This is a genomic window from Achromobacter sp. Root83 (genome assembly GCF_001428845.1).
Taxonomy (GTDB): Bacteria; Pseudomonadota; Gammaproteobacteria; order Burkholderiales; family Burkholderiaceae_B; genus Achromobacter.
Genome location: NZ_LMIU01000012.1, coordinates 68,586 through 92,629 on the forward strand (window position 1 = coordinate 68,586; position 24,044 = coordinate 92,629).

At 66.7% G+C, this 24,044-nt stretch carries 22 protein-coding genes; 15 read left to right on the top strand and 7 right to left on the bottom strand.

Annotated elements, in window-relative coordinates; all coding sequences use genetic code 11:
• Positions 1 to 43 precede the first annotated feature (43 nt).
• From ASE30_RS12695 to ASE30_RS12715, 5 genes are read left to right on the top strand one after another with little or no spacing between them, the layout of a single operon-like run.
• On the top strand, positions 44 to 985 hold the full coding sequence (locus tag ASE30_RS12695; RefSeq protein ID WP_057284668.1) for an ABC transporter permease: 942 nt from the start codon (positions 44 to 46) through the stop codon (positions 983 to 985).
• On the top strand, positions 985 to 1,818 hold the full coding sequence (locus ASE30_RS12700) for an ABC transporter permease (protein ID WP_057284669.1): 834 nt from the start codon (positions 985 to 987) through the stop codon (positions 1,816 to 1,818). The genes ASE30_RS12695 and ASE30_RS12700 overlap by 1 nt, the downstream gene beginning before the upstream one ends.
• 3 nt (positions 1,819 to 1,821) lie before the next feature.
• On the top strand, positions 1,822 to 3,672 hold the full coding sequence (locus ASE30_RS12705) for a dipeptide ABC transporter ATP-binding protein (RefSeq protein WP_057284670.1): 1,851 nt from the start codon (positions 1,822 to 1,824) through the stop codon (positions 3,670 to 3,672).
• A gap of 45 nt (positions 3,673 to 3,717) precedes the next feature.
• A complete protein-coding gene (locus ASE30_RS12710; protein WP_057284671.1) occupies positions 3,718 to 5,310 on the top strand; it encodes an ABC transporter substrate-binding protein in 1,593 nt (530 codons plus the stop codon).
• A gap of 11 nt (positions 5,311 to 5,321) precedes the next feature.
• Positions 5,322 to 6,866 carry a M81 family metallopeptidase gene (locus ASE30_RS12715; protein ID WP_057284672.1) on the top strand — a complete coding sequence of 515 codons (1,545 nt, stop codon included), beginning with the start codon at positions 5,322 to 5,324 and terminating at the stop codon, positions 6,864 to 6,866.
• 33 nt (positions 6,867 to 6,899) lie between these two features.
• Here the strand turns inward: ASE30_RS12715 and ASE30_RS12720 are convergent, their stop codons facing one another.
• From ASE30_RS12720 to ASE30_RS12740, 5 genes are all read right to left on the bottom strand, one after another.
• Complete coding sequence (locus ASE30_RS12720; RefSeq protein ID WP_057285184.1) at positions 6,900 to 7,838, bottom strand: LysR family transcriptional regulator; 939 nt, start codon at positions 7,836 to 7,838, stop codon at positions 6,900 to 6,902.
• 97 nt (positions 7,839 to 7,935) lie between these two features.
• Complete coding sequence (locus ASE30_RS12725; protein WP_057284673.1) at positions 7,936 to 8,730, bottom strand: ABC transporter permease; 795 nt, start codon at positions 8,728 to 8,730, stop codon at positions 7,936 to 7,938.
• On the bottom strand, positions 8,718 to 9,527 hold the full coding sequence (locus ASE30_RS12730; protein WP_057284674.1) for an ABC transporter permease: 810 nt from the start codon (positions 9,525 to 9,527) through the stop codon (positions 8,718 to 8,720). Before ASE30_RS12730 ends, ASE30_RS12725 begins: the two co-directional genes overlap by 13 nt.
• Positions 9,528 to 9,536: 9 nt before the next feature.
• Positions 9,537 to 10,463 carry an NAD(P)-dependent oxidoreductase gene (locus ASE30_RS12735; RefSeq protein ID WP_057284675.1) on the bottom strand — a complete coding sequence of 309 codons (927 nt, stop codon included), beginning with the start codon at positions 10,461 to 10,463 and terminating at the stop codon, positions 9,537 to 9,539.
• Positions 10,464 to 10,486: 23 nt separating this feature from the next.
• On the bottom strand, positions 10,487 to 11,539 hold the full coding sequence (locus tag ASE30_RS12740; protein WP_057284676.1) for a substrate-binding domain-containing protein: 1,053 nt from the start codon (positions 11,537 to 11,539) through the stop codon (positions 10,487 to 10,489).
• Positions 11,540 to 11,760: 221 nt separating this feature from the next.
• On the opposite strand from ASE30_RS12740, the gene ASE30_RS12745 reads away from it, so the two are divergent.
• The 8 genes from ASE30_RS12745 (at position 11,761) to ASE30_RS12780 (ending at position 20,995) form a co-directional block, all read left to right on the top strand.
• Entirely contained in the window at positions 11,761 to 12,813 is a 1,053-nt protein-coding gene (locus ASE30_RS12745; protein ID WP_057284677.1) for an ABC transporter substrate-binding protein, read from the top strand.
• A gap of 28 nt (positions 12,814 to 12,841) precedes the next feature.
• The gene (hisD, locus tag ASE30_RS12750; protein WP_057284678.1) at positions 12,842 to 14,155 is read left to right on the top strand and encodes a histidinol dehydrogenase; all 1,314 of its coding nucleotides are present in this window, start codon (positions 12,842 to 12,844) and stop codon (positions 14,153 to 14,155) included.
• 7 nt (positions 14,156 to 14,162) lie between these two features.
• Positions 14,163 to 14,936 (top strand): SDR family NAD(P)-dependent oxidoreductase, encoded by a 774-nt coding sequence (locus tag ASE30_RS12755; protein WP_057284679.1) that lies wholly within the window; start codon positions 14,163 to 14,165, stop codon positions 14,934 to 14,936.
• A gap of 25 nt (positions 14,937 to 14,961) precedes the next feature.
• The gene (locus tag ASE30_RS12760) at positions 14,962 to 15,951 is read left to right on the top strand and encodes an alcohol dehydrogenase catalytic domain-containing protein (RefSeq protein ID WP_057284680.1); all 990 of its coding nucleotides are present in this window, start codon (positions 14,962 to 14,964) and stop codon (positions 15,949 to 15,951) included.
• 41 nt (positions 15,952 to 15,992) lie between these two features.
• A complete protein-coding gene (locus ASE30_RS12765) occupies positions 15,993 to 16,811 on the top strand; it encodes an ABC transporter ATP-binding protein (RefSeq protein ID WP_057284681.1) in 819 nt (272 codons plus the stop codon).
• A 12-nt stretch (positions 16,812 to 16,823) separates the two neighbouring features.
• Positions 16,824 to 19,082, top strand: a complete 2,259-nt coding sequence (locus tag ASE30_RS12770) for a thiamine pyrophosphate-dependent enzyme (protein WP_235515260.1) — start codon at positions 16,824 to 16,826, stop codon at positions 19,080 to 19,082.
• Positions 19,083 to 19,111: 29 nt separating this feature from the next.
• The gene (locus ASE30_RS12775) at positions 19,112 to 19,564 is read left to right on the top strand and encodes a VOC family protein (protein ID WP_057284682.1); all 453 of its coding nucleotides are present in this window, start codon (positions 19,112 to 19,114) and stop codon (positions 19,562 to 19,564) included.
• Between the two features lie 69 nt (positions 19,565 to 19,633).
• The gene (locus tag ASE30_RS12780) at positions 19,634 to 20,995 is read left to right on the top strand and encodes an alpha/beta fold hydrolase (RefSeq protein WP_082601570.1); all 1,362 of its coding nucleotides are present in this window, start codon (positions 19,634 to 19,636) and stop codon (positions 20,993 to 20,995) included.
• A gap of 24 nt (positions 20,996 to 21,019) precedes the next feature.
• Here ASE30_RS12780 and ASE30_RS12785 read toward each other — a convergent pair whose 3' ends face one another.
• The gene (locus ASE30_RS12785) at positions 21,020 to 21,457 is read right to left on the bottom strand and encodes a hypothetical protein (protein ID WP_057284684.1); all 438 of its coding nucleotides are present in this window, start codon (positions 21,455 to 21,457) and stop codon (positions 21,020 to 21,022) included.
• 488 nt (positions 21,458 to 21,945) lie between these two features.
• Between ASE30_RS12785 and ASE30_RS12790 the strand changes: the two genes are divergently transcribed.
• Together ASE30_RS12790 and ASE30_RS12795 are read left to right on the top strand one after the other, a co-directional pair.
• The gene (locus ASE30_RS12790; protein ID WP_025137012.1) at positions 21,946 to 22,149 is read left to right on the top strand and encodes a cold-shock protein; all 204 of its coding nucleotides are present in this window, start codon (positions 21,946 to 21,948) and stop codon (positions 22,147 to 22,149) included.
• 45 nt (positions 22,150 to 22,194) lie between these two features.
• On the top strand, positions 22,195 to 22,452 hold the full coding sequence (locus tag ASE30_RS12795) for a hypothetical protein (protein WP_057284685.1): 258 nt from the start codon (positions 22,195 to 22,197) through the stop codon (positions 22,450 to 22,452).
• A 26-nt stretch (positions 22,453 to 22,478) separates the two neighbouring features.
• Here ASE30_RS12795 and norR read toward each other — a convergent pair whose 3' ends face one another.
• A complete protein-coding gene (gene norR, locus ASE30_RS12800; RefSeq protein WP_057284686.1) occupies positions 22,479 to 24,008 on the bottom strand; it encodes a nitric oxide reductase transcriptional regulator NorR in 1,530 nt (509 codons plus the stop codon).
• Positions 24,009 to 24,044 lie beyond the last annotated feature (36 nt).

Below are 24,044 nucleotides of genomic sequence, written 5' to 3' on the forward strand. Positions count from 1 at the left end.
CGGCCAGGCACCGCACCGGGCCGGTACTAGACAAGGGGAATCAATGCTTTCGTACACATTGCGACGGCTGCTCATGACGCTGCCCGTCATGCTGTTCGTTGCGCTGTTCGTGTTCGGCCTGCTGGACCTGGCGCCGGGCGATCCGGCCGCGTTGCTGGCCGGCGAGGACGCCACGCCGCAGGACATCGCGCGCATCCGCGCGACGCTGGGCCTGGACCAGCCCTTCCTGCTTCGCTTCGGCGAATGGGGCTGGAACGTGCTGCACGGCGACCTGGGCACGTCGCTGTTCACAGGCTTGCCCGTCAGCCACATGATCAGCCAGCGGCTGGTGCCGACGTTCTCACTGATGCTGATGACGCTGATCGTGTCGGTGACGGTGGCCATCCCCATCGGCGCGCTGGCGGCGTGGAAGCACAACCGCCTGCAGGACCGCGGCATCATGGTCCTGGCGGTGTTCAGCTTTTCCGTGCCCTCGTTCGCGGTGGGCTATCTGCTGGCCTGGGTCTTCGGCCTGCAGTTGCGCTGGTTCCCGGTGCAGGGCTATGTGCCGCTTGCCACGGGCTTCTGGGCCTCGGTGCACACGCTGGTGCTGCCGGCGCTGGCCCTGGGCAGCGTCTACGTGGCGCTGATCACCCGCATCACGCGGGCGACGCTGCTGGAGACCCTGAGCCAGGACTATGTGCGCACGGCGCGGGCCAAGGGCGTGGGCAACCGTGGCCTGCTGTTCCGCCACGCGTTGAAGAACGCGGCGGTGCCCATCATCACCGTCATCGGCAGCGGCGTGGCCCTGCTGATCAGCGGCACGGTGGTGACCGAGACGGTCTTCTCCATTCCCGGCCTGGGGCGCCTGGTGGTCGACGCCATCCTGCGGCGCGACTACCCCGTCATCCAGGGGGTGATCCTGCTGTTCAGCTTCATGTACGTGCTGGTCAACCTGCTGGTCGATCTGCTCTACCGCGCCTTTGACCCGAGGATCAAGTACTGATGGATACCTTTACCGGCTTTCTCAAGCGGCATCCGACCACCGCCGTCGGCGGCGCGCTGCTCCTGTTGCTGTTCCTGATGGCGCTGTGCGCGCCCTGGCTCGGAACGGTGGACCCGACGGCGCTGTCTCCCATCCACCGCACGCGCGCCCCGAGCGCGCAATTCTGGTTCGGCACCGACCTGCTGGGTCGCGACGTGTATTCGCGGGTGATCTACGGCGCCCGGGTGTCGCTGATCGTGGGCTTCACCGTGGCGGCGCTGTCCACCGTGATCGGCGTGCTGATCGGCCTGGCGGCGGGATTCGTGCGCTGGGTGGATGCGGTGGTGATGCGGATCATGGACGGCTTCATGTCGATCCCGACGATCCTGCTGGCCATCGCGCTGATCGCGCTGACCCGCGCGTCCCTGCAGAACGTGATCATCGCGATCACCATCGCCGAGGTTCCGCGCGTCGTGCGCCTGGTGCGCGGCCTGGTGCTGACGCTGCGTGAACAACCCTATGTGGAGGCGGCGGTGGCCGCCGGCGCCAGCCGGCTGCGCATCGTGCTGCGGCACATTTTCCCGAACACGCTGGCCGCGCTGATGGTGCAGGCCACCTATATCTGCGGCGTAGCGATCCTGGCCGAGGCCAGCCTGTCGTTCATCGGCGCGGGCGTGCCGCCTTCGGTGCCGTCGTGGGGCAACATCATGGCCGAAGGGCGCGCGCTGTGGCAGATCAAGCCGCACCTGATCGCTTTCCCGGCGGTGTTCCTGTCCATCACGATCCTGGCGATCAACATGCTGGGCGACGGACTGCGCGACGCGGTGGACCCGCGCATGGCCAAGAGGATCTGAACCATGAACACGACAACGACACAGAGCCGGCGCGTGCTGGAGATCGAAGACCTGTCGGTTGCCTTTGGCCGCGGCGACGGCGCGTTCCGCGCGGTCAAGTCCCTGAGCCTGCATGTGGACCGCGGCGAGACGCTTGCGATCGTGGGCGAGTCCGGTTCGGGTAAATCGGTGACTTCGCTGGCGGTCATGCGGCTGGTGGAGTTTGGCGGCGGCCGCATTGAAAGCGGGCGCATGACCTTCCATCGGGGCCCCGGGCAATTGGTGGACCTGGTGGCGGCCTCCGAGGACAGCATGCGCGCCATGCGCGGCAACGATCTGGGCATGATCTTCCAGGAGCCCATGACCTCGCTGAACCCGGTGTTCACCGTGGGCTCGCAGATCGTCGAGGCGATCCGGCTGCACCAGCCTGGTGATGCCCGGACGGCCGCGGCCGCTGCCCGCCGCATCCTGGATCAAGTGCGCATCCCGGACGCGGCCGCCATCATGGGGCGCTATCCGCATGAGCTGTCCGGCGGCATGCGCCAGCGCGTGATGATCGCGATGGCGCTGTCCTGCAAGCCGGCGCTGCTGATCGCCGACGAACCCACGACCGCGCTGGACGTGACGATCCAGGCGCAGATCCTGCAACTGATCCGCGAGCTGCAGCGCGAGATGGACATGGGCGTCATCTTCATTACGCACGACATGGGCGTGGTGGCGGAGGTGGCGGACCGGGTCATGGTCATGCGCCGCGGCGACGTCGTCGAAAACAACGATGTACAAGGCCTGTTCAAGGCGCCGCAGCACCCGTACACCCAGGCGCTGATGGCAGCGGTGCCGCGCCTGGGCGCGATGCAGGGAACTGTGCTGCCGGCGCGCTTTCCGCTGCTGTCCGACGCGGACGCGGGACAGGCGGTGAAGCCGCCCGCTCAGGCGGCCAAGGACGAGGTGGTGCTGAGCGTGCGTGGCCTGGTCACGCGCTTCGATGTGCGCGGCGGCGTGTTCGCCCGGGTCAAGAAGCGGGTGCATGCGGTGGAGCAGGTCAGCTTCGACCTGCACGCGGGCGAGACGCTGTCCCTGGTGGGCGAGTCCGGCTGCGGCAAGACGTCCACCGGCCGTTCTCTGCTGCGTCTGGCCAAGACCACGCGCGGCACGATCGAATTCCAGGGCAAGCCCGTGCGCCAGGACGATCCGGCGTCGCTGCTGGCGCTGCGCCGGAACATGCAGTTCGTGTTCCAGGATCCCTTTGCCTCGCTGAACCCGCGCATGCGGGTGGGGGAGTGCGTCAAGGAGCCGATGCTGATCCACAACCTGCATAGCGGCGCGCAGGCGGACCGGCGCACGGCGGAGCTTTTCGAGAGAGTGGGGCTGGACCCGTCGATGATGCGGCGCTGGCCGCACGAATTCTCCGGCGGACAGCGCCAGCGCATCTGCATCGCACGGGCGCTGTCGGTGGACCCCAAGGTGCTGATCGCCGATGAATCGGTGTCCGCGCTGGACGTGTCCATCCAGGCGCAGATCGTGAACCTGCTGATCGACCTGCAGCGCGACCTGGGCGTGAGCTATCTCTTCATCTCGCACGACATGGCGGTGGTGGAGCGCATCAGCCACCGGGTGGCGGTGATGTACCTGGGCCAGATCGTCGAGATCGGACCGCGCCAGGCGATCTTCGAGAACCCGCAGCACGCCTACACCAAAAAGCTGATGCAGGCCGTGCCGATCGCGGATCCCGCCCAGCGGCGCCGCGCTGCGCTGGAACTGAGCGAACTGCCCAGTCCGGCCCGGGCGGTGGGCGACGAGCCCGTGGTGCAGCCCCTGGTGCAGGTGGGTGATGGACATTTCGTGGCGCGCCACCGTATCGGCGGCGCGTACTAGCGGCAACAGAACGTCGTTTTTTCCTTTTTATCCTGGAGATAGAAAATGGATCGTAGGAATTTCTTGCTGGCTTCTTCCGCTACGGCGGCCGCCTGGACCTTGCCTGGCCTGTCGTGGGCCGCGCCCGCGAAAGCGTCGTTCCGCTGGGTGCCCCAGGCGGACCTGACCTTGCTGGACCCCATGTTCACCACCGTGGCGATGACCCAGGTGCACGCCCAACTGGTGTTCGACACGCTCTATGGGCTGGATGAGCAATACCTGCCCAGCCCGCAGATGGCCGCCGGCCACGTCAGCGAGAACGGCGGCCTGCTGTGGAAGATCACGCTGCGCGACGGCCTGAAGTTCCATGACGGCGCGCCGGTGCGCGCGCAGGACGTGGTGGCCAGCATCCAGCGCTGGGCCAAGAAGGACCTGATGGGCCGGTCGCTCATGCAGTCGACCGAATCGCTGACCGCGCTGGACGACAAGACGATCCAGTTCCAGCTCAAGAAGCCTTTCCCGCTGATCCTTCACGCGCTGGGCCGGCAGTCCGGCAACATGGCCGGCATCATGCCGGAACGCCTGGCCAAGCTGCCGGAGACCGAGCAGGTCAAGGAAATGGTCGGCAGCGGCCCCTTTACCTTTGCCGCCGGCAAGTGGGTGTCCGGCTCGCGCGTGGTGTATGAGAAGTTCGGCGGCTACGTGCCGCGCAAGGACGACAGGAAACCGGTGTTCACGGCCGGGCCCAAGGTGGCGCACGTGGACGAAGTGCACTGGCACATCATCCCGGACCGCGCCACGGCCATCGCGGCCCTGCAGGCCAACGAGGTGGACGGCGTCGAGATGGTGGACAGCGACTTCCTGCCCATCCTGAGCCAGGACCCCAACATCCATCTGGTCAAGCGCAGCCTGCCGACCATCGGCGTGATGCGCTTTAACCATCTGCACGCGCCGTTCGACAATCCGGCGATCCGCCGCGCCGTGCTCAGCGTGGTGAACCAGACCGAATACATGACGGCGATGAACGGCGCCGACTTCCCGGAATACTGGAGCGACCGCTGCGGCGTGTTCGTGCCCGGTTCGCCCATGGACAGCGACGCGGGCATGGAGAAGCTCACCGGCAAGCGCGATATCGACGCGGCGCGCGCGGCGATCAAGGCGGCCGGCTACAAGGGCGAGACCGTGGTGCTGCTGGACCCGGTGGACTTCCCGACCTGGCATGCCGCCGCCCTGGTGACGGCGGACCTTTTCAAGCGCCTGGGCTTCAAGGTGGACTTGCAGACCATGGACTGGGGCACCGCCGTGCAGCGCCGCAACAATCAGGAAGCGCCCACGGCGGGCGGTTGGAGCGTGGCGTTCACGGGCAACACCGGCCCCAACAACCTGGACCCGGCGGGCCACCTGCCGATGCGCGGCAACGGCAAGCAGGCCTGGTTCGGCTGGCCCACCAGCGAACGCCTGGAGCAGTTGCGCCTGGACTGGTTCAACGCGCCCGACCTGGAAGCGCAGAAGAAGATCTGCCGCGAGATCCAGTTGCAGGTGTTCGAGGACGTGCCCTACATCCCGCTGGGCGCGAGCTATCCGGTCAGCGCGCTGCGCCGCGAATGGAAGGATTTCCAGCCGCAGATGTCGCTGTTCTACACCTTGCACAAGGCCTGAAGGAGTTTCGTATGAGCAGCAAGGCTCCGAAGGTCGCCATTCTTGGCTTTCACCTGGAATCCAACGCATTCTGCCCGCTGTCGGTCGAGGCCGATTTCCAGGCGCAGTGCTGGGAGGAGGGCGAGGCCATCTCCGAGCTCGCGCGCGGCCCCAGCCGCCTGCCCAGCGAGGTGGCGGGGTTTTATGACCGCATGAACCAGACGGGAAGCTGGACGCCGGCGCCGCTGATCGTGATCGGCGCGCCGCCGGGAGGCCCGGCCAGCGCCAGCGTCTGGGCCGCCTTCCTGGCCGAGACGGAGCAGCGCCTGCGCGCCGCCATGCCGGTGGACGCGGTGTACGTGGCCAACCATGGGGCCTCGTCCGCGGAAGGCGAGGACGACACCGAGGCGACGCTGATGCGCCTCTTGCGCGCCATCGTCGGGCCGGACGTTCCCGTCGTGGCCACGCACGACCTGCACTGCAATGTCTCGGCGCAAACCGTGGACGCGCTGGACGGCCTGATCGCCTACCGCACCAACCCGCACGTGGACCAGCGCGAGCGGGCAGCGGAAGCGGCCGACATGATCCGCGAGATCCTGGACGGCACGCGCATGGTCACGGCCTATGTGCGCCTGCCCCTGACGCCGCCTTCCGTCACGCTGTTGACGGCCAGCGGGCCTTATGCGGACCTGGTGGCGCTGGGCGCATCGCTGACGCAGAAGCGTGGCGAGGGGCCGATCGCCAACGTGGCGGTGTGTTCGGGCTTCGTGTTTTCGGACCTGCCCAAATGCGGCGTGACCATCACGGTCACCGCGCGCGGCGACCTGCGGGCGGCTCGCCGCACGGCCATGCAGGTGGCGCGCGCGGGCTGGGCCGACCGGAGCCGCTATGTCGCCAATACCGTGGACGTGGCGCGCGCCGTGGAACTGGCCCGCGCCGCCCCGCAGCCCTTGCTGTTCGCGGACGTGGCCGACAATCCGGGCGGTGGCGGGCGGGGCAGCACCACCTGGCTGCTGCGGGCGTTCGACCAGGCGCGCATCCCCGGCGTGGTGCTGGGGGTGTTCGTCGATCCCGCCCTGGCCGCGCGAGCCGGGGAGCTGGGCGTCGGGGCGGAATTCGACGCGGTGTTCAACCAGGTCGAGACCGAGTACTCGCGCCGTTACACGGTGCGCGCCAGGGTGCTGAAGCTGACCGACGGCGAAGGCATGGGCCGGCGCGGCATCCTGCGCGGGCGCAAGTTCTCGATGGGCGCGACCTGCGTGCTGGAGCTGGTGGATTCGGGCATGAGGGTGGTGGTGGGCAGCCTGCGCCGCCAGTTGGCCGAACCCGCCATGCTGGAGATGCATGGCATCGACATCGCGCAGGCCGGGCATGTGATCGTCAAGAGCCGCGGCCATTATCGGGCGGGCTTCGACGAGTTCTTCCCCGACGAGCGCATCCACGACGTGGACAGCCCGGGGCTGACCACGCCGAACCTCAAGCAGATCGACTTCAAGCGGCTGCCCCGGCCGGTCTGGCCGCTGGATGACGCTGCCGCCTGGCGCGAACCGGAATGGGCGGCGGATCTGGGGGACTAGGAAGGCGTGCGGCGCGCGTCCCAGGCGGCGCGCCTAGCGGGCGGTGTCCAGCCGGGCAGCCATCCAGGCGGGATGGGCGTAGGCGGCATCGATGTGCGCGCCCAGCGATTCCACGAAGCGGGTGACGCTGGACGGCAGATGCCGGCCCGCCATCGTCTGGATATGCATATTGCGCTGATGCAGCTCGGTGTTGGACATGGGGATCTTTATCAATTCCCCGCGTTCGGTCGAGGTCATGACCGTGAGGTCGCCGGAAAAGCTGATCGCGCCCCAGCGCAGGCAACTGTTCTCGATCGCGCCCTGGTTGTTGCAGGTCATGGCCACGTTGAGTTCGATCTTCTCGTGCATGCAGCACAGGTCGATGATGAAGCGGATGGTGCTGCCCGGGCCCATCAGCGCGACGGGGTGGTTGCCGATATCGCGCATCGACAGGGTCTTGCGGCCGGCCAGCGGATGGTCCGGCGCCATGACCGCAATGACCGGCATGCGGCGCGCATACTGCACGTGCACGCCCTGGGGCGGCGACAGGTTGTAGCTCATGCCGATGTCGTCCTCGCCTTCGCGCACGCGCCGGTTGATCTCCGAGGACTGCAGGATATTCAGATCGAAGCGCAGCGACGGTTCGATCGCGCGGAATTCGCCGATGACCCGCGGCAGCAGCTCGCGGCCAAAGGCCTGGTTGGCCGAAATGCGGATGAGCTTCTGTCCGACCTGGTTCAGGTCGCGGATCTCGGCGCGGGCGCGTTCGGCCTCCAGCGAGGCTCGCCGCGCATAGGCCTTCAACAGTTGCCCGGCCTCGGTCAGGACCATGCCGCGCGCGTGCCGGTCGAAGAGCAGTGTCTGGTGCTCTTCTTCCAGCTTGCGCACCATCCGGCTGACCGCCGACGGCGCCACGTGCAGCTTCTGCGCGGCCAAGGTAAGCGAGCCCGAGTCCACGACTTCAAGAAAATAGCGCAGGGCAGTATTGAGCATGGCGGCGGGTAGGGTTGCGGCGCGCTCCATACTAACGGAAAGCATGCGCCGCCGCTGATCTCCTTCGACAGGATTTCCTGGCACGCCAATGATGCGTCTAGCGTCCCCAGCGCGTCTTCAAGCGCCGCTCGAACATGCGCAGCGCCATATCGATGCCTATGCCGACGATGCCGATGGCGATCATGCCCGCCATGACGATATTGGTCGCGACGTTGAGCTGGCCTTGCACCATCATGTAGCCGATGCCATTGCCCACCACGATCAGTTCCGCGCCCACCAGCGACTGCCAGCCTATCCCTGCGCTGACTCGCAAGCCTGCGAGGATGGACGGCAGCGATGCCGGCAGCAGCACTTCGGCCACGATGCGGGGTCCGCTGGCGCCCAGCGTGCGGGAGGCTTCGAGCAGGCGGATGTCCACGAACTTGGCGCCCCGGTAGGCGCTGATCAGGCAGGGCGGGAAGGCGCCGGCGAAGATGATCAGGGTGGGGCCGCCTATGCCCGTGCCGAACCACAGGCCCGCGAACGGCACCCAGGCGATGGGCGCCACAAAACGCAGCGCGTCGAAGAACGGGCTCACCACGTCGTCCAGCCAGCGGTACCAGCCCATCAGCAGGCCTAGCGGAATGCCGATCGCGGCGGCCAGCAGGAAGCCGCAGGCGAAGCGGTAAAGACTGGCGCCCAGGTGCCCCCACAGAGTGGCGCCGGAATAAGGCTGGCTGCTGAACTCGACGATCGTCCGCAGCACGGCCAACGGCCCGGGCAGATAGTTGCCGGGAAAGATGCCTGCCACGCTCAGCAGGTGCCAGGCCAGGAAGAAGCCGCCCAGCCCCAGGCACGAAAGTCCGGCATTGATGGCGGGTGAGTCGCCCGCGGCGCGCGTCAGGGTAGCCATGGCAATGCCTTCTTTTCTATCCATTCGAGTCCGCGCGTCATCACGGCGCCCAGCAGGCCCACCCAGATCATCGCGTACAGGATCATGCCCGGCCGGATGTCCAGCGCCGCCGTGTCGAGCACCTTGCCCAGGCCGATGAAGGCGCCGATGAGCTCCGCGGCGACCAGGGTCATCCAGGCGGTCTGCAGCGACAGGCGCAGGCCCGTGAACATCATGGGCAGGGAACCCGGTACCAGCACGTCCCGCAGCATCCGCACCGGGCCGCCCGCGCCATGCACGCGCGCGGCCTCGATGAGCGTCGGATCGATATTGCGTACGCCCGCATAGGTGTTGATGAGTGCCGGGGTGAACGAAGACACCCAGATAAGAAAGATCTTGGCCGGATCGCCCAGGCCCAGCCATAGAATGGCCAGCGGAATCCAGGCCAGCGGCGGAATCGGGCGCAGCAATGAAAAGACCGGCCCGATCAGGGCGTCGAAGCGCCTGCTGAACCCCATGAGCAGGCCCAGCGGCACGCCGGTGGAGATGGCGACCAGAAAGCCCAGGAACACCAGGCGCAGGCTGTGTCCGATGTGCTGGAACAGCGTGCCGCCCGCATAGCCGGAGTCCTGAGACAGCTGGACGGCGGCCTGCCAGGTGGTGGCGGGCGTGGGGAAGCGCGCGCCGTTGACCAGGCCCAGCGCCGCGAGGGCTGCCCAGATGGCGAAGGCGATCGCCACGGCGGTGACGCCGACGGTGATCCGGCGGCGGGAGGCGCGCGGACGGCGCGCCGGCAAGGTTGCAGTATGTTCACTCATGGCGTGGCCTCACGGGGCGGCGGCGGCGTGCGCCGCGCCGCGGTCCAGGTGCGCGACGTCTTCGAGCAGCAGGAGCATGGCGGTACAGTCCTGCTCCTGCCTGCCCCAGGATCGGGCCAGCGCGAACATCTCGCGGGCATAGCCGCCCAGGCCCAGCGGCGCGCCCACCGAGGCCGCCAGGTTCATGGCCAGGTTGATGTCCTTGTAGCCCATGCGCATGGGAAAGTCCGGGGTGATGTCGCCGGCCAGCACCTTGCCGGGAAAATTGGTCAGGAGCTGTCCGCGCCCGGCCGTGGTGCCGGATAGCACCTTGACCACGGTGTCGCGGTCCAGCCCGAGCTTGGCCGCGAACATCAGCGCCTCGCCGGTAAGGACCATGCCGACCATGGACATATAGTTGTTGACGAGCTTCAGGCGGATACCGGAGCCAAAGCCGCCCACGTGCACGATTTCGTCCGCCATGGCCGCGAAGATCGGGGACGCCTGATCGAAGTCCGCCCGGGCGCCGCCCGCCATGATCAGCGCCTTGCCCTGCGCCGCTTCGCGCGGGGTGCGTCCCACTGGCGCATCGATACAGCGCAGGCCCAGCGCGCCAAGGTCGGCGCCGATGCGGTCGGTCTCGGCGGCATCCCCCGTGCTCATCTCGATGACCAGGGCTCCGCGATTCAGGCCCGCAGCCGCGCCGCCGGGGCCGAACAGCGCCTCGCGGACATGAGAGGAAGTGGGCAGCATGGTGATCGCCACATCGCACCCGCGCGCCGCGTCGAACGGCGTTTCGGCGCGACGGTAGCCGGTATCGGCCAGGCGCTCCATGGCGGCGGGAACGACGTCATATCCAGAGACGGCGTATCCGTGCGCGGCGAGGTTGCGCAGCATCGCGCCGCCCATGACGCCCAGGCCTAGGAATGCGATGCGGGGTGCTTCGGTGTTTCCCATGGGACTTCCTCTTTACGGTGGACTCAGCTGCTGTGGCGCGCGCTGATGCTGCTTTGAGGCGGCGCGGTGGTGTCGCGGACGATCAGTTCAAGGTCGATGCAGACGTTTTCCGGGGGCGTCTCGGCGTCGGCCGCCAGCAGAATGTTGGCGGCGCGCTGACCCAGCTCGAAGGCGGGCACATTCAGCGTGGTAATGCCCGGCCGGCAATGCGCGGCCATTTCGATGTTGTCGAAGCCCGTGATGGAAATCTGTTCGGGCACGCGCAGGTTCTGCCACAGGCATTCCTGCAGCGCGCCGTAGGCCAGGATGTCGTTGCCGCACATCACCGCGGTGGGCGGCTCCGGGAGCCGCAGCAGCGCGACCATGGCGCGCCGTGCTTCCGGCACCGTGTAGGGCTTTTCGATCACGTACTGCGGCGGCAGTTCGATGCCGCGGCGTTGCAGCGCGCGCGTGAAGCCGGCGATCCGGTCGGCGGCGCGGTCGTTGTCCTTGGAGATGCCGGCGATCACGCCCAGGCGGCGGTGGCCGATATCCAGCAGGTAGTCGGCGATACGCTGCGCGGCGGCGGCGTTGTCCCAGCCCACCGACGGCCACGGTTCGCAATCGCTGTAGTGGCAGGTGGTGACGAATGGGATGCCCTTGGATTGCAGGAGCTCGTAAAGCTCGGGGTCGCGGCAACGGCCGACCAGCATCATGGCGTCCACGCCGCGCTCTATCAGCGCGCGCACCTCGCCCGCCTCGCGCGCCGGACTGTAATTGGTGCTGGCCAGCAGCAGCTGGTAGCCGTGGTCGTGGATGGTCTGCTGCATGCCGTCGACCAGCTTGGCGAACAGGGCGCTGTCGACCGTGGGGATGATGGCGCCCATCGTGCGGGTCTTGCGCGAGGCCAGCGAACGGGCCGCGCCGTGGGGTACATAGCCTGCTTCGGCCAGCAGGGCCATGGCGCGGGCGCGCAGGTCGGGCCGCACTTTTTCCGGGTGATTCAGCACCCGCGACAAGGTGGCCGAGGAAATGCCGCCGCTGGCGGCGATGGACTTCAGCGTGTCGCCCGACAGTGGGCTGGTATTTCGCTTCATGGGTTGAAAGCGCTTTCAGAAACTTGATGTCATGAATATACCGTTATCGAACATTCGCGGTCTATCTCTAGGGTTTTCTCGGGGTTGAACGGGATTTTGACGCGCTTATTCTTTGTATGCGCTTTCAAAAATGAGTCCGGACTCAGAGCCGGGCCTGCCATCCGGGAATGGCGCGGCAGTTCGCGCATGCACACCGGAATCCACTATCTGGAGACAAAAGCATGACGAGAATCCCCCGCATCCTCAGCCTGTGCCTGGCGCCGCTGTGCGCGCTGCTGATCAGCCCGCCGGCATTGGCCCAGGCGCCGACGCCCATCAAGGTCAGCTATCAGATCGCGTATTGGGCGCTGCCCATCTACATCGCCACGGAAAAGAACTGGTGGGCCGAAGCCGGGCTGAAACCGGAGTTCGTGGTCTATCCCGCGGGCGCGCAGCAGATCGCCGGCGCCGCCTCGAAGTCCTGGGATGTGGGCGGCACGGGCTCGCCGCCCGCCGTGCTGGGCGCGCAGCGCTACGGCATCCTCACGCTGGGCATCACCAATGACGAGTCGACCGCCAACGGCGTGATGGCGCGCAAGGATAACGCCGCGGCGGTCCGAAGCAACGCGGCCAAGGAGGTCAAGGGCAAGCAGATCCTGCTCAGCCCGAACTCGACAGGCGAGTACGCGACGATGGCCTGCCTGAAGAAATGGGGAATGCAGCGCAGCGACGTCAGCATCGTGACCTTGGCTCCCGCGCAGCTCGTGTCCGCCTTCACCGGCGGCAACGGCATGCTGGCGGGCACGTGGGCGCCCAACTTCTACACCCTGAACGACCAGACCGGGGCGGAGGTGGTGTGCAGCGGCAAGGACGCGGGCGTGATGATACCCGGAGCGCTGGTGGCGCGCGGAGAGTTCGCCAAGCAGAACCCGGAGGCCGTCTCCAAATTCCTGGCCGTCTACCTGCGGGCAATCAGCTTCGAAAAGAACAACAAGGCCGAGGCGATGGCCTATCTGCGCAAGCTGTTCGATGCCAATGGCATCAAGCTGAACGACGGCTATCTGGAACAGGAGCTGGCGCGGCCGATCTTCACGCTCGAAGAGCAGCTGAAACTGATGTCGCGGGCCAACGGAAAGTCGTCTCTGGACCAGGCGTACGAATCGCTGTCCGCCTACCTGAAGGGCGTAGGCACGTTGACGGAGGTGCCGGATCCCAAGACCTACATCTCGGACGACTACATGAAGCGCGTCGACCAGACCCCTGCGCTCAAGGCCTTCGCGAACAACGCGAACTGACCTCCATCATCCTCCAGAGGTCGATACGATGGCAATCAGCAAACTCAAATCCGCGTCGAAAGCGCCTCAGGGCAACGAGGCCGCCGCGCGCGAAGTCGCTTCCGAAATGCTGGCCAGGATCAAGTCCGGCGGCGAGGCCGCGGTGCGCGACTACGCCAGGCAGCTCGACAAATGGGAAGGGGATATCCTGGTGTCCCCCGATGAGATCCAGCAACGGACCGCGGCCATCCCCGCCGGCGTCAAACGCGACATTGAATTCGCCGCCGGCCAGGTGCGCAGGTTCGCGCAGGCGCAGATGGCATCGGTGCGCGAGTTTCAGATGGAGCTTTCGCCCGGCCTGACCGCCGGACAACGGCTGATTCCCGTGAATGTGGCGGGCTGCTATGTCCCCACGGGGCGCTATGCGCACATCGCCTCGGCCTATATGAGCATCGCCACCGCCAAGGCGGCCGGCGTGCCCATGGTCATCGCGTGCTCCACGCCCTACCGCGGCGAAGGGATCCATCCGCAGGTCCTGTACGCCATGCAGGTGGCCGGGGTGGATGCCGTGATGACGCTGGGCGGCGTGCAGGCCATCGCCGCCATGGCCTACGGTCTGTTCACCGGCCGGCCCGCCGACATCATCGTAGGGCCCGGCAACAAATTCGTGGCGGAGGCCAAGCGCATGCTGTTCGGTAGCGTGGGCATCGATGTCTTTGCCGGCCCGTCGGAGGTCTGCATCATTGCCGACGCCTCGGCCGACCCCGCCATCGTGGCCTCGGACCTGGTCGGCCAGGCCGAGCATGGCCACGAATCGCCCGCTTGGCTGATCACGACCGACCAAGGACTGGCCGATGCCGTCCTGCAGCGGGTGCCGGCACTGATCGAAGCGCTTCCACCCACCGCGCGGGACGCCGCCTCCGCGGCCTGGCGCGATTATGGCGAAGTGGTGCTGTGCGATACGCGCGAAGAAGCTGCCCGGGTGTCCGACGAATACGCCAGTGAACACCTGGAGGTCCATTGCGAGGACCTGGACTGGTGGTTTGGCCGGCTGAGCTGCTACGGCTCACTGTTCCTAGGCGAAGAAACCACCGTGGCCTTCGGCGACAAGGCCAGCGGCACCAACCATATCCTGCCCACCAAGGGCGCCGCGCGCTATTCGGGCGGGTTGTCCGTGCACAAGTTCATCAAGACGGTGACCTGGCAACGCATGACGCGGCAAGCCAGCCGGGAAACGGCGCAGGTGACCGCGCGGATCTCGCGCCTGGAGGGCATGGAGGCACACGCACGCACCGCGGACGATCGCCTGGCCAAGTACTTTCCGCAAGAATCCTTCGAGCTTGGCGAACCGGTGCGGGAGTGAGGCCATCATGCAGAACGATATATCCCGATTGTTCGATCTGGGAGATCGCGTTGCGCTGGTAAGCGGCGGCAGCTCGGGCATCGGCAAAGCCATCGGCCAGGCGCTGGCGCGGGCCGGAGCCCGAGTGGTGCTGGTGGCGCGGCGCGAAGCGGAGCTGGCCAGCGCGGTGAGCGAGTTCGCGGCGCAAGGCCTGGAGGCACAGGCGCTGCCTTGTGACCTGGCTGACCGCGAGGCGCTGCGCGGCCTCGCGCAGCGCGCTGCGCAGCCATACGGCGCTCCCGACATCCTGGTCAACGCGTCCGGCATCAATGTGCGCAAGCCCTTCGAGGCCAACGGCGACGATGATTGGGACCGCTCGCTGGCGATCAATCTGACCGCGCCGTTCCTGCTGACCCGCGCGCTGGCGCCTGCCATGCGGGAGCGGGGTTGGGGAAGGATCATCAACATCACGTCGCTCCAATGCGTGCGCGCCTTTCCTGATAGCGCGCCCTATGGCGCGTCCAAGGGTGGCCTCATGCAGCTGACTCGCGCCATCGCGGAATACTGGTCCCGCCATGGCGTGACCTGCAATGCGATCGCGCCAGGCTTCTTCGAGACGCCGCTGACCGCGCCGCTGATGAGCGATCCGGCCCGGGTGCGGACGCTGGCCCAGAGCACCATGATCGGGCGCAACGGCCGGTTGAGCGACCTGCACGGCGCCGCGGTGTTCCTGGCGAGCGAGGCATCGGCCTATATCACTGGACAGACGCTGTTCGTCGATGGCGGTTTTTCGGCCCGTTGAACGGCAACTTCTATGGAATCCCGCCATGAAAGCCTTGGTGTACACAGCGCCCCGCGAACTCATGTTCCGCGAAGAGCCGGATCCTTCCCTGGCGGACGGCGATGCGCTGCTGCGCATCGAGGCCGTGGGCATCTGCGGCTCGGACATGCATGCGTATCACGGGCATGATCCCCGCCGCAATCCGCCCCTGATCCTCGGCCATGAATTCGTGGGCGAACTGGTCGGCGGCAGCCGCGCGGGCGAACGGGTCACGGCGAACCCCCTAATCCACTGCGGCTATTGCGATTTCTGCGTCCAGGGCCGCAACAATCTGTGCCGCAACCGTTCCATGGTGGGCATGACGCGGCCTGGCGCATTCGCCGAGTTGATGTCCATACCCGAACGCTGCCTGATCGCGATCCCGCAGGACATGTCGGCCCGCGCGGCGGCGCTGACGGAGCCGGCGGCCACGGCCCTGCACGGCGTCATGCTGGCGCAGCGCGCGCTGTTCCGCCCGCTGGCGGAGGCGAGGGTGCTTGTGATCGGCGGTGGCGCGATCGGGCTGCTTGCCGCGCTGCTGCTGCGCAGCCAGGGCTGCAGGGTCAGTCTGGCGGAGACCAACGGACTTCGGCGCGCGTCCGCGCAAAAGCACGCGGGCTGCCTCGCCTTCGATCCGCGGGAATGCCCGCCGGCGGCCGGCGGCTTCGAACTGGTCATAGACGCGGTTGGGGGAGCGCTCACGCGCCCGCTTGCACTGGCGGCGGTCCAGGCGGGCGGCGTCATGCTGCACGTCGGCCTGCAGGATTGGGCCAGCGAGATCGACATGCGCCGGCTCACACTGGAGGAGATCACGCTGGTCGGGGCGTACACCTACACGACGGCGGACATGCGGGCCGCGGTGGACGCGCTGTATCGCGGCGTGTTCGGCGACCTGGCATGGATAGATGAACGCCCGCTGGAAGACGGAGCAGAGGCTTTTTCGGACCTGGACCAGGGACGTTCCGCGGCGGCCAAGATCGTGCTCCGGACGCATTGACCGCTTCCCCACGGGGGCAACGAAGAAAAGGAACCAGAGGCATGAGTCAGATTACCTTCGAGCGGGTGCAGCGGACATTCAGCCGGGGCGGGGAGCAATTTCTCGCGCTGGAGGACGTGAGCTTCGAGGTGGGGGAAAGGGAGTTCGTCTCCATCGTCGGGCCGTCCGGCTGCGGCAAGACTACGCTGATGAGAATGGCGGCGGGCCTGGAATTTCCGTCCGCGGGTAGCGTGCGGGTGGGCGGAAAGGAGGTCGTCCAGCCGGGGCCCGACCGCGCGGTCGTGTTCCAGCAGTTCGCGCTCTTTCCATGGAAGACCGTGACCGAGAACATCGGCTTCGGTCTGAAATGCAAGGGTGTCTCGCGCGAAGCGAGGGCCGCGACGGTGGCGCGCTATATCGACCTGATGGGCCTGGCGGGGTACGAGCAGGCATACCCCCACCAACTGTCCGGCGGCATGCAGCAGCGCGTCGCCATCGCGCGCAGCTATGCGCTGGATCCCGATGTGCTGCTGATGGACGAGCCGTTCGGCGCGCTGGACGCCCAGACCCGCGTGGTCATGCAGGAAGAACTGGTCAAGCTGTCCCGGATCAATCCGCGCACGGTGCTGTTCATCACGCACAGCGTCGAGGAAGCGGTGTACCTGTCGGATCGGGTCGTGGTGCTGACGGGCCGGCCGGGGCGGATCAAGGAAATCATCAACGTCGTCGACGTGCGCAAGCGCGAAGCCTGGGACAGCATGGAGAGGATCGAGGACGTTATGGACATGGAGGCGTTTGTGCATCTGCGCACGCACATCTGGAAGCTGCTCCGCGCGCAGGAAACCGAACCGCTGGACGCCGCGCTGGCTGAGGCGCACTGAAGGAGCAAGGCGATGAAGCACACCCATGACGGCGCCATGCCGGCGTCCGGCTCGAAACCTCAATACGGAGACGACGCGATGACCTCCCGGCTCGCCGCCTTGAAGACCGAGACTCCATGGTGGAGACTCGACGTCACCGCCGCCGACGCGCGGGCCATCGAGCCGCGCGAAATGCTCAGGATGCTGGAACAGCTGCTGCTGATCCGGCGCTTCGAGGAACAGCTCCTGAAGCTGAGCGTGGCCGGCATTCTGCACGGTCCGGCGCATTCAAGCATTGGGCAGGACGGCGCGGCGGTCGGCGCCATGTCGGTGCTGCAGTCGGCGGACAAGATCAACGGCACGCACCGGATGCACCACCAGTTCCTGGCCAAGGCGCTGAACCACGCCACGCCGGCAGGCTATTCTCCGCTGGCCTCGGGCACGCTGGAATCGCACCGCGACGTGGTGTACCGGACCTACGCCGAAATCCTGGGCCTGACGCCCGGCTATTGCGGGGGGCGGGGCGGCTCGATGCATTTGCGTTACCCCGAGGCGGGAATCTATGGCTCGAACGCCATCGTGGGCGGCAACCCCTCGCACGCCGTCGGCTACGCGTTCGCCGACAAACTGCGCGGGCGCGGCCATGTGTCCGTGGCTTTTTTCGGCGACGGCGCCATGCAGAGCGGCGCCGCCTACGAAGCCATGAACCTGGCGGCCCTTTACAGCACGCCCACGATCTTTTTCGTCGAGAACAATCTCTACGCCGTGTCCACGCACGTCTCGGAGCAGACCCGCGAGACCCGGCTGTCGGCTCGCGGCCTGTCGCTGGGGGTGCCGGCCATTGAGTTCGACGGCATGGATGTCGTGGCCGCGCGCCTGGCCATGCAGGAGGCGCTTGCCATCATCGGGCGCGACGGCGGGCCCGTGCTGCTGGAAGCGCAGACCTACCGCTACCTGCATCAGTCCGGCGCCTTGAAGGGCAGCGCCTTCCGCTATCGCGACAAGGAAGAGGAAGAGGCCTGGCAGGCGCGCGACCCCGCGCAGGCGTTCCCCGCGCAATTGCAGGCCCTGGGCCTGATCGACCAGGCCGGCATCACCTTGCTCGAGCGCCGCGCGGATGAACTGATCGACGGTGCGCTGGACCGGCTGCTGGAGCACTACGGAGACGAGAAGTCTCAGCGCATCCGCCCCGAGCTGTGGCCAGATCCGGCCAGCGTGGACACGGGCATCCGGGGCGACCTGAGCGAGCTTGCGGGTGAGCGGATCGCCGAGCTGGAAGACCAGGCGCCAGCCGGCCTTGAAGACGCCAAGTTCCAGGATGTGATTGCGCGGGCAATGCTGCTGAACATGCGTCGCGACGACGGCATCTTCATCCTGGGCGAGGATGTGCACCGGCTCAAGGGAGGAACGGCGGGCGCCACCAAGGACATCGGCGACCACTTTCCGGAACGGCTGATCGGCACGCCGATATGCGAAAACGGCTTTACCGGGCTGGCCCTGGGCGCCGCGCTGAACGGCATGCGGCCCGTGGTGGAGATCATGTATCCGGATTTCGCGCTGGTCGCGGCGGACCAGTTGTTCAACCAGATCGCCAAGGTGCGCCACATGTTCGGCGGAAAGTTCGCGGTGCCCGTGCTGGTGCGCAGCCGGGTCACGGCCGGCACCGGTTATGGCTCCCAGCATTCGATGGACGCCAGCGGCCTGTTCGCGCAATACCCCGGATGGCGCATCCTGGCGCCCTCGCGTCCTTATGACTATATCGGGCTGCTCAATGCGGCGCTGCGTTGCAGCGATCCGGTCCTGATCGTGGAGTTCAACGACCTCTTCAAAAAAGTGGACAAAGTGCCGGCTGGGGATTGGGACTACATCATCCCCATAGGACGAGCCCGCGTGGCGCGGGACGGCGCGCGCTGCACGATCCTGACCTACGGCGTCATGGTCGACGTCTGCTGCCAGGCGGCCGAACGCACGGGCATCGACGCGCAGGTGATCGATCTGCGCACGCTGGACCCCCTGGGCATCGACTGGGAAACCATCGAGGCGGGCGTCAGGCGTACGCAGGCGCTGATGATCGTGGAGCAGACCACGCGCGGCACGTCGATCGGTTCACGCCTGGCCAGCGACGCGCAAGCGCGGCTGTTTGATTGGCTGGACCACGAGATCGTTCACGTTACCGGTTCCAATTCGTCGCCGGTCGTATCCAAGGTGCTGGAGAGGGCGGCGCTGGCGGACGCGCATGCCGTTGAAACGGCCCTGAGGACTCTGGACAGCCGCCGCGGCGGTTCCCGCTGATGCAGGGGCCCTTGCCTGGGAGACAAAAAATGCTGAAAGACAAGCTGCTTGCCGCGCATCACACGGCCGTGTGCGTCAACGATTTCGAGAGGGCCCGGAACTTCTATACGGATTTTCTGGGCTTCGAGCTCGAAGGGGAAATGGACCATCGCTCCGAGCCTGCGCTGAGCGAGGTGGTCGGCCTGCCGGGAGCGACCATACGCTGGGCAATGCTGCGCCGGGGTTCGCACCGGGTCGAGCTGTTCAAGTACTACACCCCGGACGGCGACAAGCGGCCTAGGCGGCAATGCGATTTCGGCTACAGCCATATGGCGTTCGAGGTCGAGGACGTGGACGCCGTCTACGAGCAGGCGGCTCGCGCCGGCTACCAAAGCGTGTCCTCGCCGCGGATCCTGCGGCAGGGGCGCACCAAGGTGTTCTACCTGATGGAACCCGAAGGCGCCATTACGGAGTTCATCCAGTTCATGAATCCCGCGGCCTAAGGCGCCGTCTTCCCGCGCCCCGGGCCTGTTCGATGCCCCGAGCCCTGTCGGAATTTCCAAGGAAAGAGCATGGCAAGAACGCTAGACATGGCGGTCCCCCCGACCGGCGAAACGCTGGATGCCGCCCGCCTGGTCGCCTGGGTCGTGACGCCGGGCCAGGCGTTCAAGGCGGGCGATGTGCTGGTCGAGATCGAGACCGACAAGTCCATCATCGAGGTGCCCGCGCACGAAGACGGGATCATGGTGGAGCATCTGATCGCTGTCGACGGCATCGTGAACGCGGATACGCTGATTGCAAGGATCCAGGTGGAAGGCGATGCGCCGGATGCCGAAACCCCGGCCGGTCTGCAGCCGGCTCCGCCCGACACGGCCGCGGGCGCCGCGCCGGGGAGCGCGGCGCGGGATCCGGCGGCAAGGCAGCCGGGCGCCGTCGCCGCCGCGTCCCCGGGGATGCGCAAATTCGCTACGCCCGCCGCGCGCCGCGAGGCCGCCGAGCGTGGCATTGCGCTGGACGCGGTGCCGGGCTCGGGGCCGAATGGCCGTGTGACCGTGGCGGATGTCGCGCTGACCCAGAGGAAAGCGCGCGCTTCGGAGCACGACGGCACCAAGGAAGGCAGGCGGGAGGCCTGGGCCACGACCCGCCACGGGGACTTGCGATTGACACTATGGGAGTCTGAGGCCCATCCGGGCGGTCGGACCGTGATGCTGGTCCATGGCATGTTCGGCGACCGGGACGCATGGGCCAGCCTTGTGCATGCGCTCAGCCGGGCCGGCTTGCGAGTGCTGACGATGGATCTGCCCTGCCACGGCGCAACCCGTTCCGAGGCGACTCGCTTCGAGGACATCGTCGATACCGTCACGGACGCGATCGCCTCCCAATGCGACGGCCCGGTGATCCTGATCGGCCATTCGTTCGGCGCCGCGGTTGCGGCCAGGGCCGCGTCCCGGCCCGGCATCAACGCGGACGCGCTGATCCTGATCGCGCCGGTCGGATTGGGTACCGAAATCGATCAGGGGTTTCTTACAGGCATGACGCACGCCGGCACCAACGAGGCGGCACAACGCGAACTGCGGAAACTCACCGTCTCGGGCATGACGCCGTCGGGCGGCTTTATCGACGCCTTGCGTCAAAGTACCCAGGCCCGGCGCGAACCGCTTATGGAATTGTGCAGGGAGGTGGCCTGGAACGGGGTGCAGCAACTGAATATCGTCCCGGACCTGGCTGAGGTTCCATGCCGCTGCACCATCATCCATGGACGGCGCGACGCCATCGTCCCGTGGCGGCACGCGCTGAACGCGCCGCCGCGGACTGCGTTGCACCTGTTGCCCGACGCGGGCCACATGCCGCAATGGGAGGCCGGCAAGCTGGTGGCGGATATTGTGTTGGACGCCATTTCCCGCCTGGCACCGGCATCGCCATGTCGTTGTTGAGGCGATCGCCGTAGGCCCTGGGCGCTAGCGTCCCAGCTTCATCGACACGTCGGTATGCGTGCCCCGGTCCAGGTCCGCGCCTAGCGGCTGGTCCCATTCGGGCAGGGTCAGCAGCTCCTTGGTGACCTCGCCCGCTTCGATGCGGCGGGCGATGTCGTCCAGCAACTGGGTGCGGGTGGCGAAGCCTTTACCTTGCATGTCGCGGGCGAAAAGCCGGTAGGTCAGATTGGGCTCGACGCCCTTCATGACGCCCAGGTCCAGTATGCGGCCTTGTTCGTTGCGCATCAGCAGATGGCCGGGGCGAGCATAGATGCGGTAGATGCGCCACGGCGACGAGATCGCGGAGGTGTCGCGCCGAGGCTCGCGCCTGGGCTCTCCGCCGCTGGGGGGCGGGGGTGCCGAGGGCAGCAGTTTGACGCAGGCGTTCGCGAATCTGGTGATGGACCTTCTGATCGCGCTCACGCCGAATCCGCCGTCAGCACGCAGGCTGTATGCGGGATGAGTATATTTGGACGAGTTTGCGTCACGCGATTGCGCTGTTTGACCATTGCCGTACTCCAATATGGCGATACGGCGAGGCGACGCGCGTTCAAACACCATTTGATCAGCATACGCGCTTTAGTTGGCACGACGGTGCACGCGCAGCGATAGTTACTCAATAAGTGTAAGTGCTGTGACCGGGGTGGGTGGCAACGCGCAGTGATATGCCGGCTTTTTACGGAGAAAATACGTCAAAACGCAGGCTACGCCACATTAAGGTGCTAATTGGAAACGCCAATTGACTTTCCCCCACCTGGCGCCCATAGTCGTATTGAACCTTTTCGAGCATCGTGATTTTCGTCCGGTCTTGCACCCTTCAGTCTTCCAGCCTTTGGGCGCTTCATTGTTCGCAGTCCTTTCCTTGACAGGCTCATTTCGCGGGCATTGCCCGCATTCAAAGGAAAGCGAATATGGAAACCGGAATTGTTAAATGGTTCAACGACGCCAAGGGTTTTGGTTTCATCATGCCCGAGAATGGCGGCAAGGATTTGTTCGCGCATTTCTCCGAAATCGTCAGCGACGGCCACAAGGTGCTTCTTGAAAATCAGCGCGTCAGCTACGTGACCGCTCAAGGCGCCAAAGGCCCTCACGCAACTCAGATCCGCACTTTATGAACGAGAAGGCCCGCAGGGGCCTTCAGCTCAGGTATTGGGGGCTTCATGTTTCACAACAATATGGTCTATAAGGGCTACCGATTGACTGCAAGCGTCTCCCGGATTTCCGTCGGGGGCACCAGCCGGCCCGCTTTCACTGCAACGGTTGCCGTGGAACTCGCAAGCGATCAGGACAAGCTCGGAGAACCGCATGACGTGCCGTTGTTCGCGTCCGGCGGATTCGTTTCCAGCCCGGGAATGGCGGTGGATGCGGCCATCAATCATGGCCGCCTTGTCGTCGATGCGCACGCCAGGCCAGCCTGATTGATCAATGGGCCGGCGCCACCGGCTCAGGGCTTCAGGCCGATGCGCCGAGCCAGTTTGTGCAGGTTGCTGGGGTCTACGTCCAGGGCCCGCGCGGCCACCGCCCAGTTGCCCTGGTGCGCGTCCAGCGCCCGCCGTATGGCCTGGCGCTGGCAGGCGTCCACCGCATCGCGCAGCGACTGCGCGGGCGCGCCGGGTGCCGGCATGTCCGCCGGATCGTCCGCCAGAGGCGTCGGCATATCGCCATCGGACAGATCCAGCAGTTTGACGCCCAAGGTCACAATTTCATTTCGGCTGGCCCCATGGCTGACGGCCTTGATGGCCGCGCGGCTGATGACGTGTTCCAGCTCGCGCACGTTGCCCGGCCAGCGATAGCGCCGCATCAACTCTTCAGCGTCGGGCGACAGCCGCAGGCTGCGCAGGCCGAGCCGCGCCCGGTTCAGTTCCAGGTAGCGCCCGGCCAGCAGCAGCACGTCGTTGCCACGGTCGCGTAGCGGGGGAATGGGAATCGGGTAGACCGACAGCCGGTGGTACAGGTCGGCGCGGAAGTCGCCCGCGCGGACCAGGTCGCGCAGGCTGCGGTTGGTGGCCGCCACGATGCGCACGTCCACGGTGCGGGGGCGGTCGTCGCCCAGCCGCTGGATTTCACCGTTCTGCAGGGTACGCAGCAGCTTGGCCTGCACCAGTAACGGCAGTTCGCCGACTTCATCCAGGAACAGCGTGCCGCCGTTGGCGGCTTCGAACCGGCCGGGGCGGTCGGCGACGGCGCCGGAAAAAGCGCCTTTGGCGTGGCCGAACAATTCGCTTTCGGCCAGGGATTCGGGCAAGGCGGCGCAGTTCACATGCACCAGCGGCTTGTCGCGCCGGCGCGAGAGGCCGTGCACGCGATGCGCGAACAGCTCCTTGCCCACCCCCGTTTCACCGAGCAGGAGGATGGGCAGTTCGGAGTCGGCCACGACGTCGATTTCGTGCAGCAGGCGGCCGATGGATTCGCTCTGGCCCAGGATGTCGCTGCCGGCGGGGGCGGCGTTGTCCGCCGGGGCCTGCCCGCGGGCCACGCGCAGCGCGCGGATCTCGGCTTCCAGGCGGGTGGTCCGCAGCGCGGCCTCCAGTAGCACGATGTAATCGCGCAGGTCGCCCTGGGCCTCCATGTCGAACGTGCCGACCTCCAGCGCGTCCAGCGTCAGCACTCCCCAGGTCCGGCCCTCGATGTGCAGGCTGGTGCCCATGCAGTCATGCACGGGCAGCGGTTCGCCGGCCATACCGTTGATCAGGCCGTCGTAGGGGTCGGGCAGGGTGCTGTCGTGGTGAAAGCAGGTCACGCCGCGCCGGGAAAGGATGGCGGCCAGCCTGGGATGTTGCTGCACGGCGAATCGGCGGCCCAGCGCGTCCTGGGTCAGTCCGTCGACGGCAATGGGGCGCAAATGGTCTTCTTCGAGCTGCAGCAGCGCCACGGCGCCGCAGCGGAAGTGCGTGCGCAGGCTGGAAACCAGCCGCTGCAGGCGGACGGCGGGAGGCAGGTCGGCGACCAGATCGGCAAGCAATAGGTTTTGCATGGGTGAATTTTACCTTTCGAGGGTGATTAAAACCCT

Excerpts from the sequence above, each read along its gene's own strand:
- ASE30_RS12695 (WP_057284668.1), top strand. The coding sequence starts at position 44 with ATGCTTTCGTACACATTGCGACGGCTGCTCATGACGCTGCCCGTCATG.
- ASE30_RS12700 (WP_057284669.1), top strand. The coding sequence starts at position 985 with ATGGATACCTTTACCGGCTTTCTCAAGCGGCATCCGACCACCGCCGTC.
- ASE30_RS12705 (WP_057284670.1), top strand. The coding sequence starts at position 1,822 with ATGAACACGACAACGACACAGAGCCGGCGCGTGCTGGAGATCGAAGAC.
- ASE30_RS12710 (WP_057284671.1), top strand. The coding sequence starts at position 3,718 with ATGGATCGTAGGAATTTCTTGCTGGCTTCTTCCGCTACGGCGGCCGCC.
- ASE30_RS12715 (WP_057284672.1), top strand. The coding sequence starts at position 5,322 with ATGAGCAGCAAGGCTCCGAAGGTCGCCATTCTTGGCTTTCACCTGGAA.
- ASE30_RS12720 (WP_057285184.1), bottom strand. The coding sequence starts at position 7,838 with ATGCTCAATACTGCCCTGCGCTATTTTCTTGAAGTCGTGGACTCGGGC.
- ASE30_RS12725 (WP_057284673.1), bottom strand. The coding sequence starts at position 8,730 with ATGGCTACCCTGACGCGCGCCGCGGGCGACTCACCCGCCATCAATGCC.
- ASE30_RS12730 (WP_057284674.1), bottom strand. The coding sequence starts at position 9,527 with ATGAGTGAACATACTGCAACCTTGCCGGCGCGCCGTCCGCGCGCCTCC.
- ASE30_RS12735 (WP_057284675.1), bottom strand. The coding sequence starts at position 10,463 with ATGGGAAACACCGAAGCACCCCGCATCGCATTCCTAGGCCTGGGCGTC.
- ASE30_RS12740 (WP_057284676.1), bottom strand. The coding sequence starts at position 11,539 with ATGAAGCGAAATACCAGCCCACTGTCGGGCGACACGCTGAAGTCCATC.
- ASE30_RS12745 (WP_057284677.1), top strand. The coding sequence starts at position 11,761 with ATGACGAGAATCCCCCGCATCCTCAGCCTGTGCCTGGCGCCGCTGTGC.
- hisD (WP_057284678.1), top strand. The coding sequence starts at position 12,842 with ATGGCAATCAGCAAACTCAAATCCGCGTCGAAAGCGCCTCAGGGCAAC.
- ASE30_RS12755 (WP_057284679.1), top strand. The coding sequence starts at position 14,163 with ATGCAGAACGATATATCCCGATTGTTCGATCTGGGAGATCGCGTTGCG.
- ASE30_RS12760 (WP_057284680.1), top strand. The coding sequence starts at position 14,962 with ATGAAAGCCTTGGTGTACACAGCGCCCCGCGAACTCATGTTCCGCGAA.
- ASE30_RS12765 (WP_057284681.1), top strand. The coding sequence starts at position 15,993 with ATGAGTCAGATTACCTTCGAGCGGGTGCAGCGGACATTCAGCCGGGGC.
- ASE30_RS12770 (WP_235515260.1), top strand. The coding sequence starts at position 16,824 with ATGAAGCACACCCATGACGGCGCCATGCCGGCGTCCGGCTCGAAACCT.
- ASE30_RS12775 (WP_057284682.1), top strand. The coding sequence starts at position 19,112 with ATGCTGAAAGACAAGCTGCTTGCCGCGCATCACACGGCCGTGTGCGTC.
- ASE30_RS12780 (WP_082601570.1), top strand. The coding sequence starts at position 19,634 with ATGGCAAGAACGCTAGACATGGCGGTCCCCCCGACCGGCGAAACGCTG.
- ASE30_RS12790 (WP_025137012.1), top strand. The coding sequence starts at position 21,946 with ATGGAAACCGGAATTGTTAAATGGTTCAACGACGCCAAGGGTTTTGGT.
- ASE30_RS12795 (WP_057284685.1), top strand. The coding sequence starts at position 22,195 with ATGTTTCACAACAATATGGTCTATAAGGGCTACCGATTGACTGCAAGC.
- norR (WP_057284686.1), bottom strand. The coding sequence starts at position 24,008 with ATGCAAAACCTATTGCTTGCCGATCTGGTCGCCGACCTGCCTCCCGCC.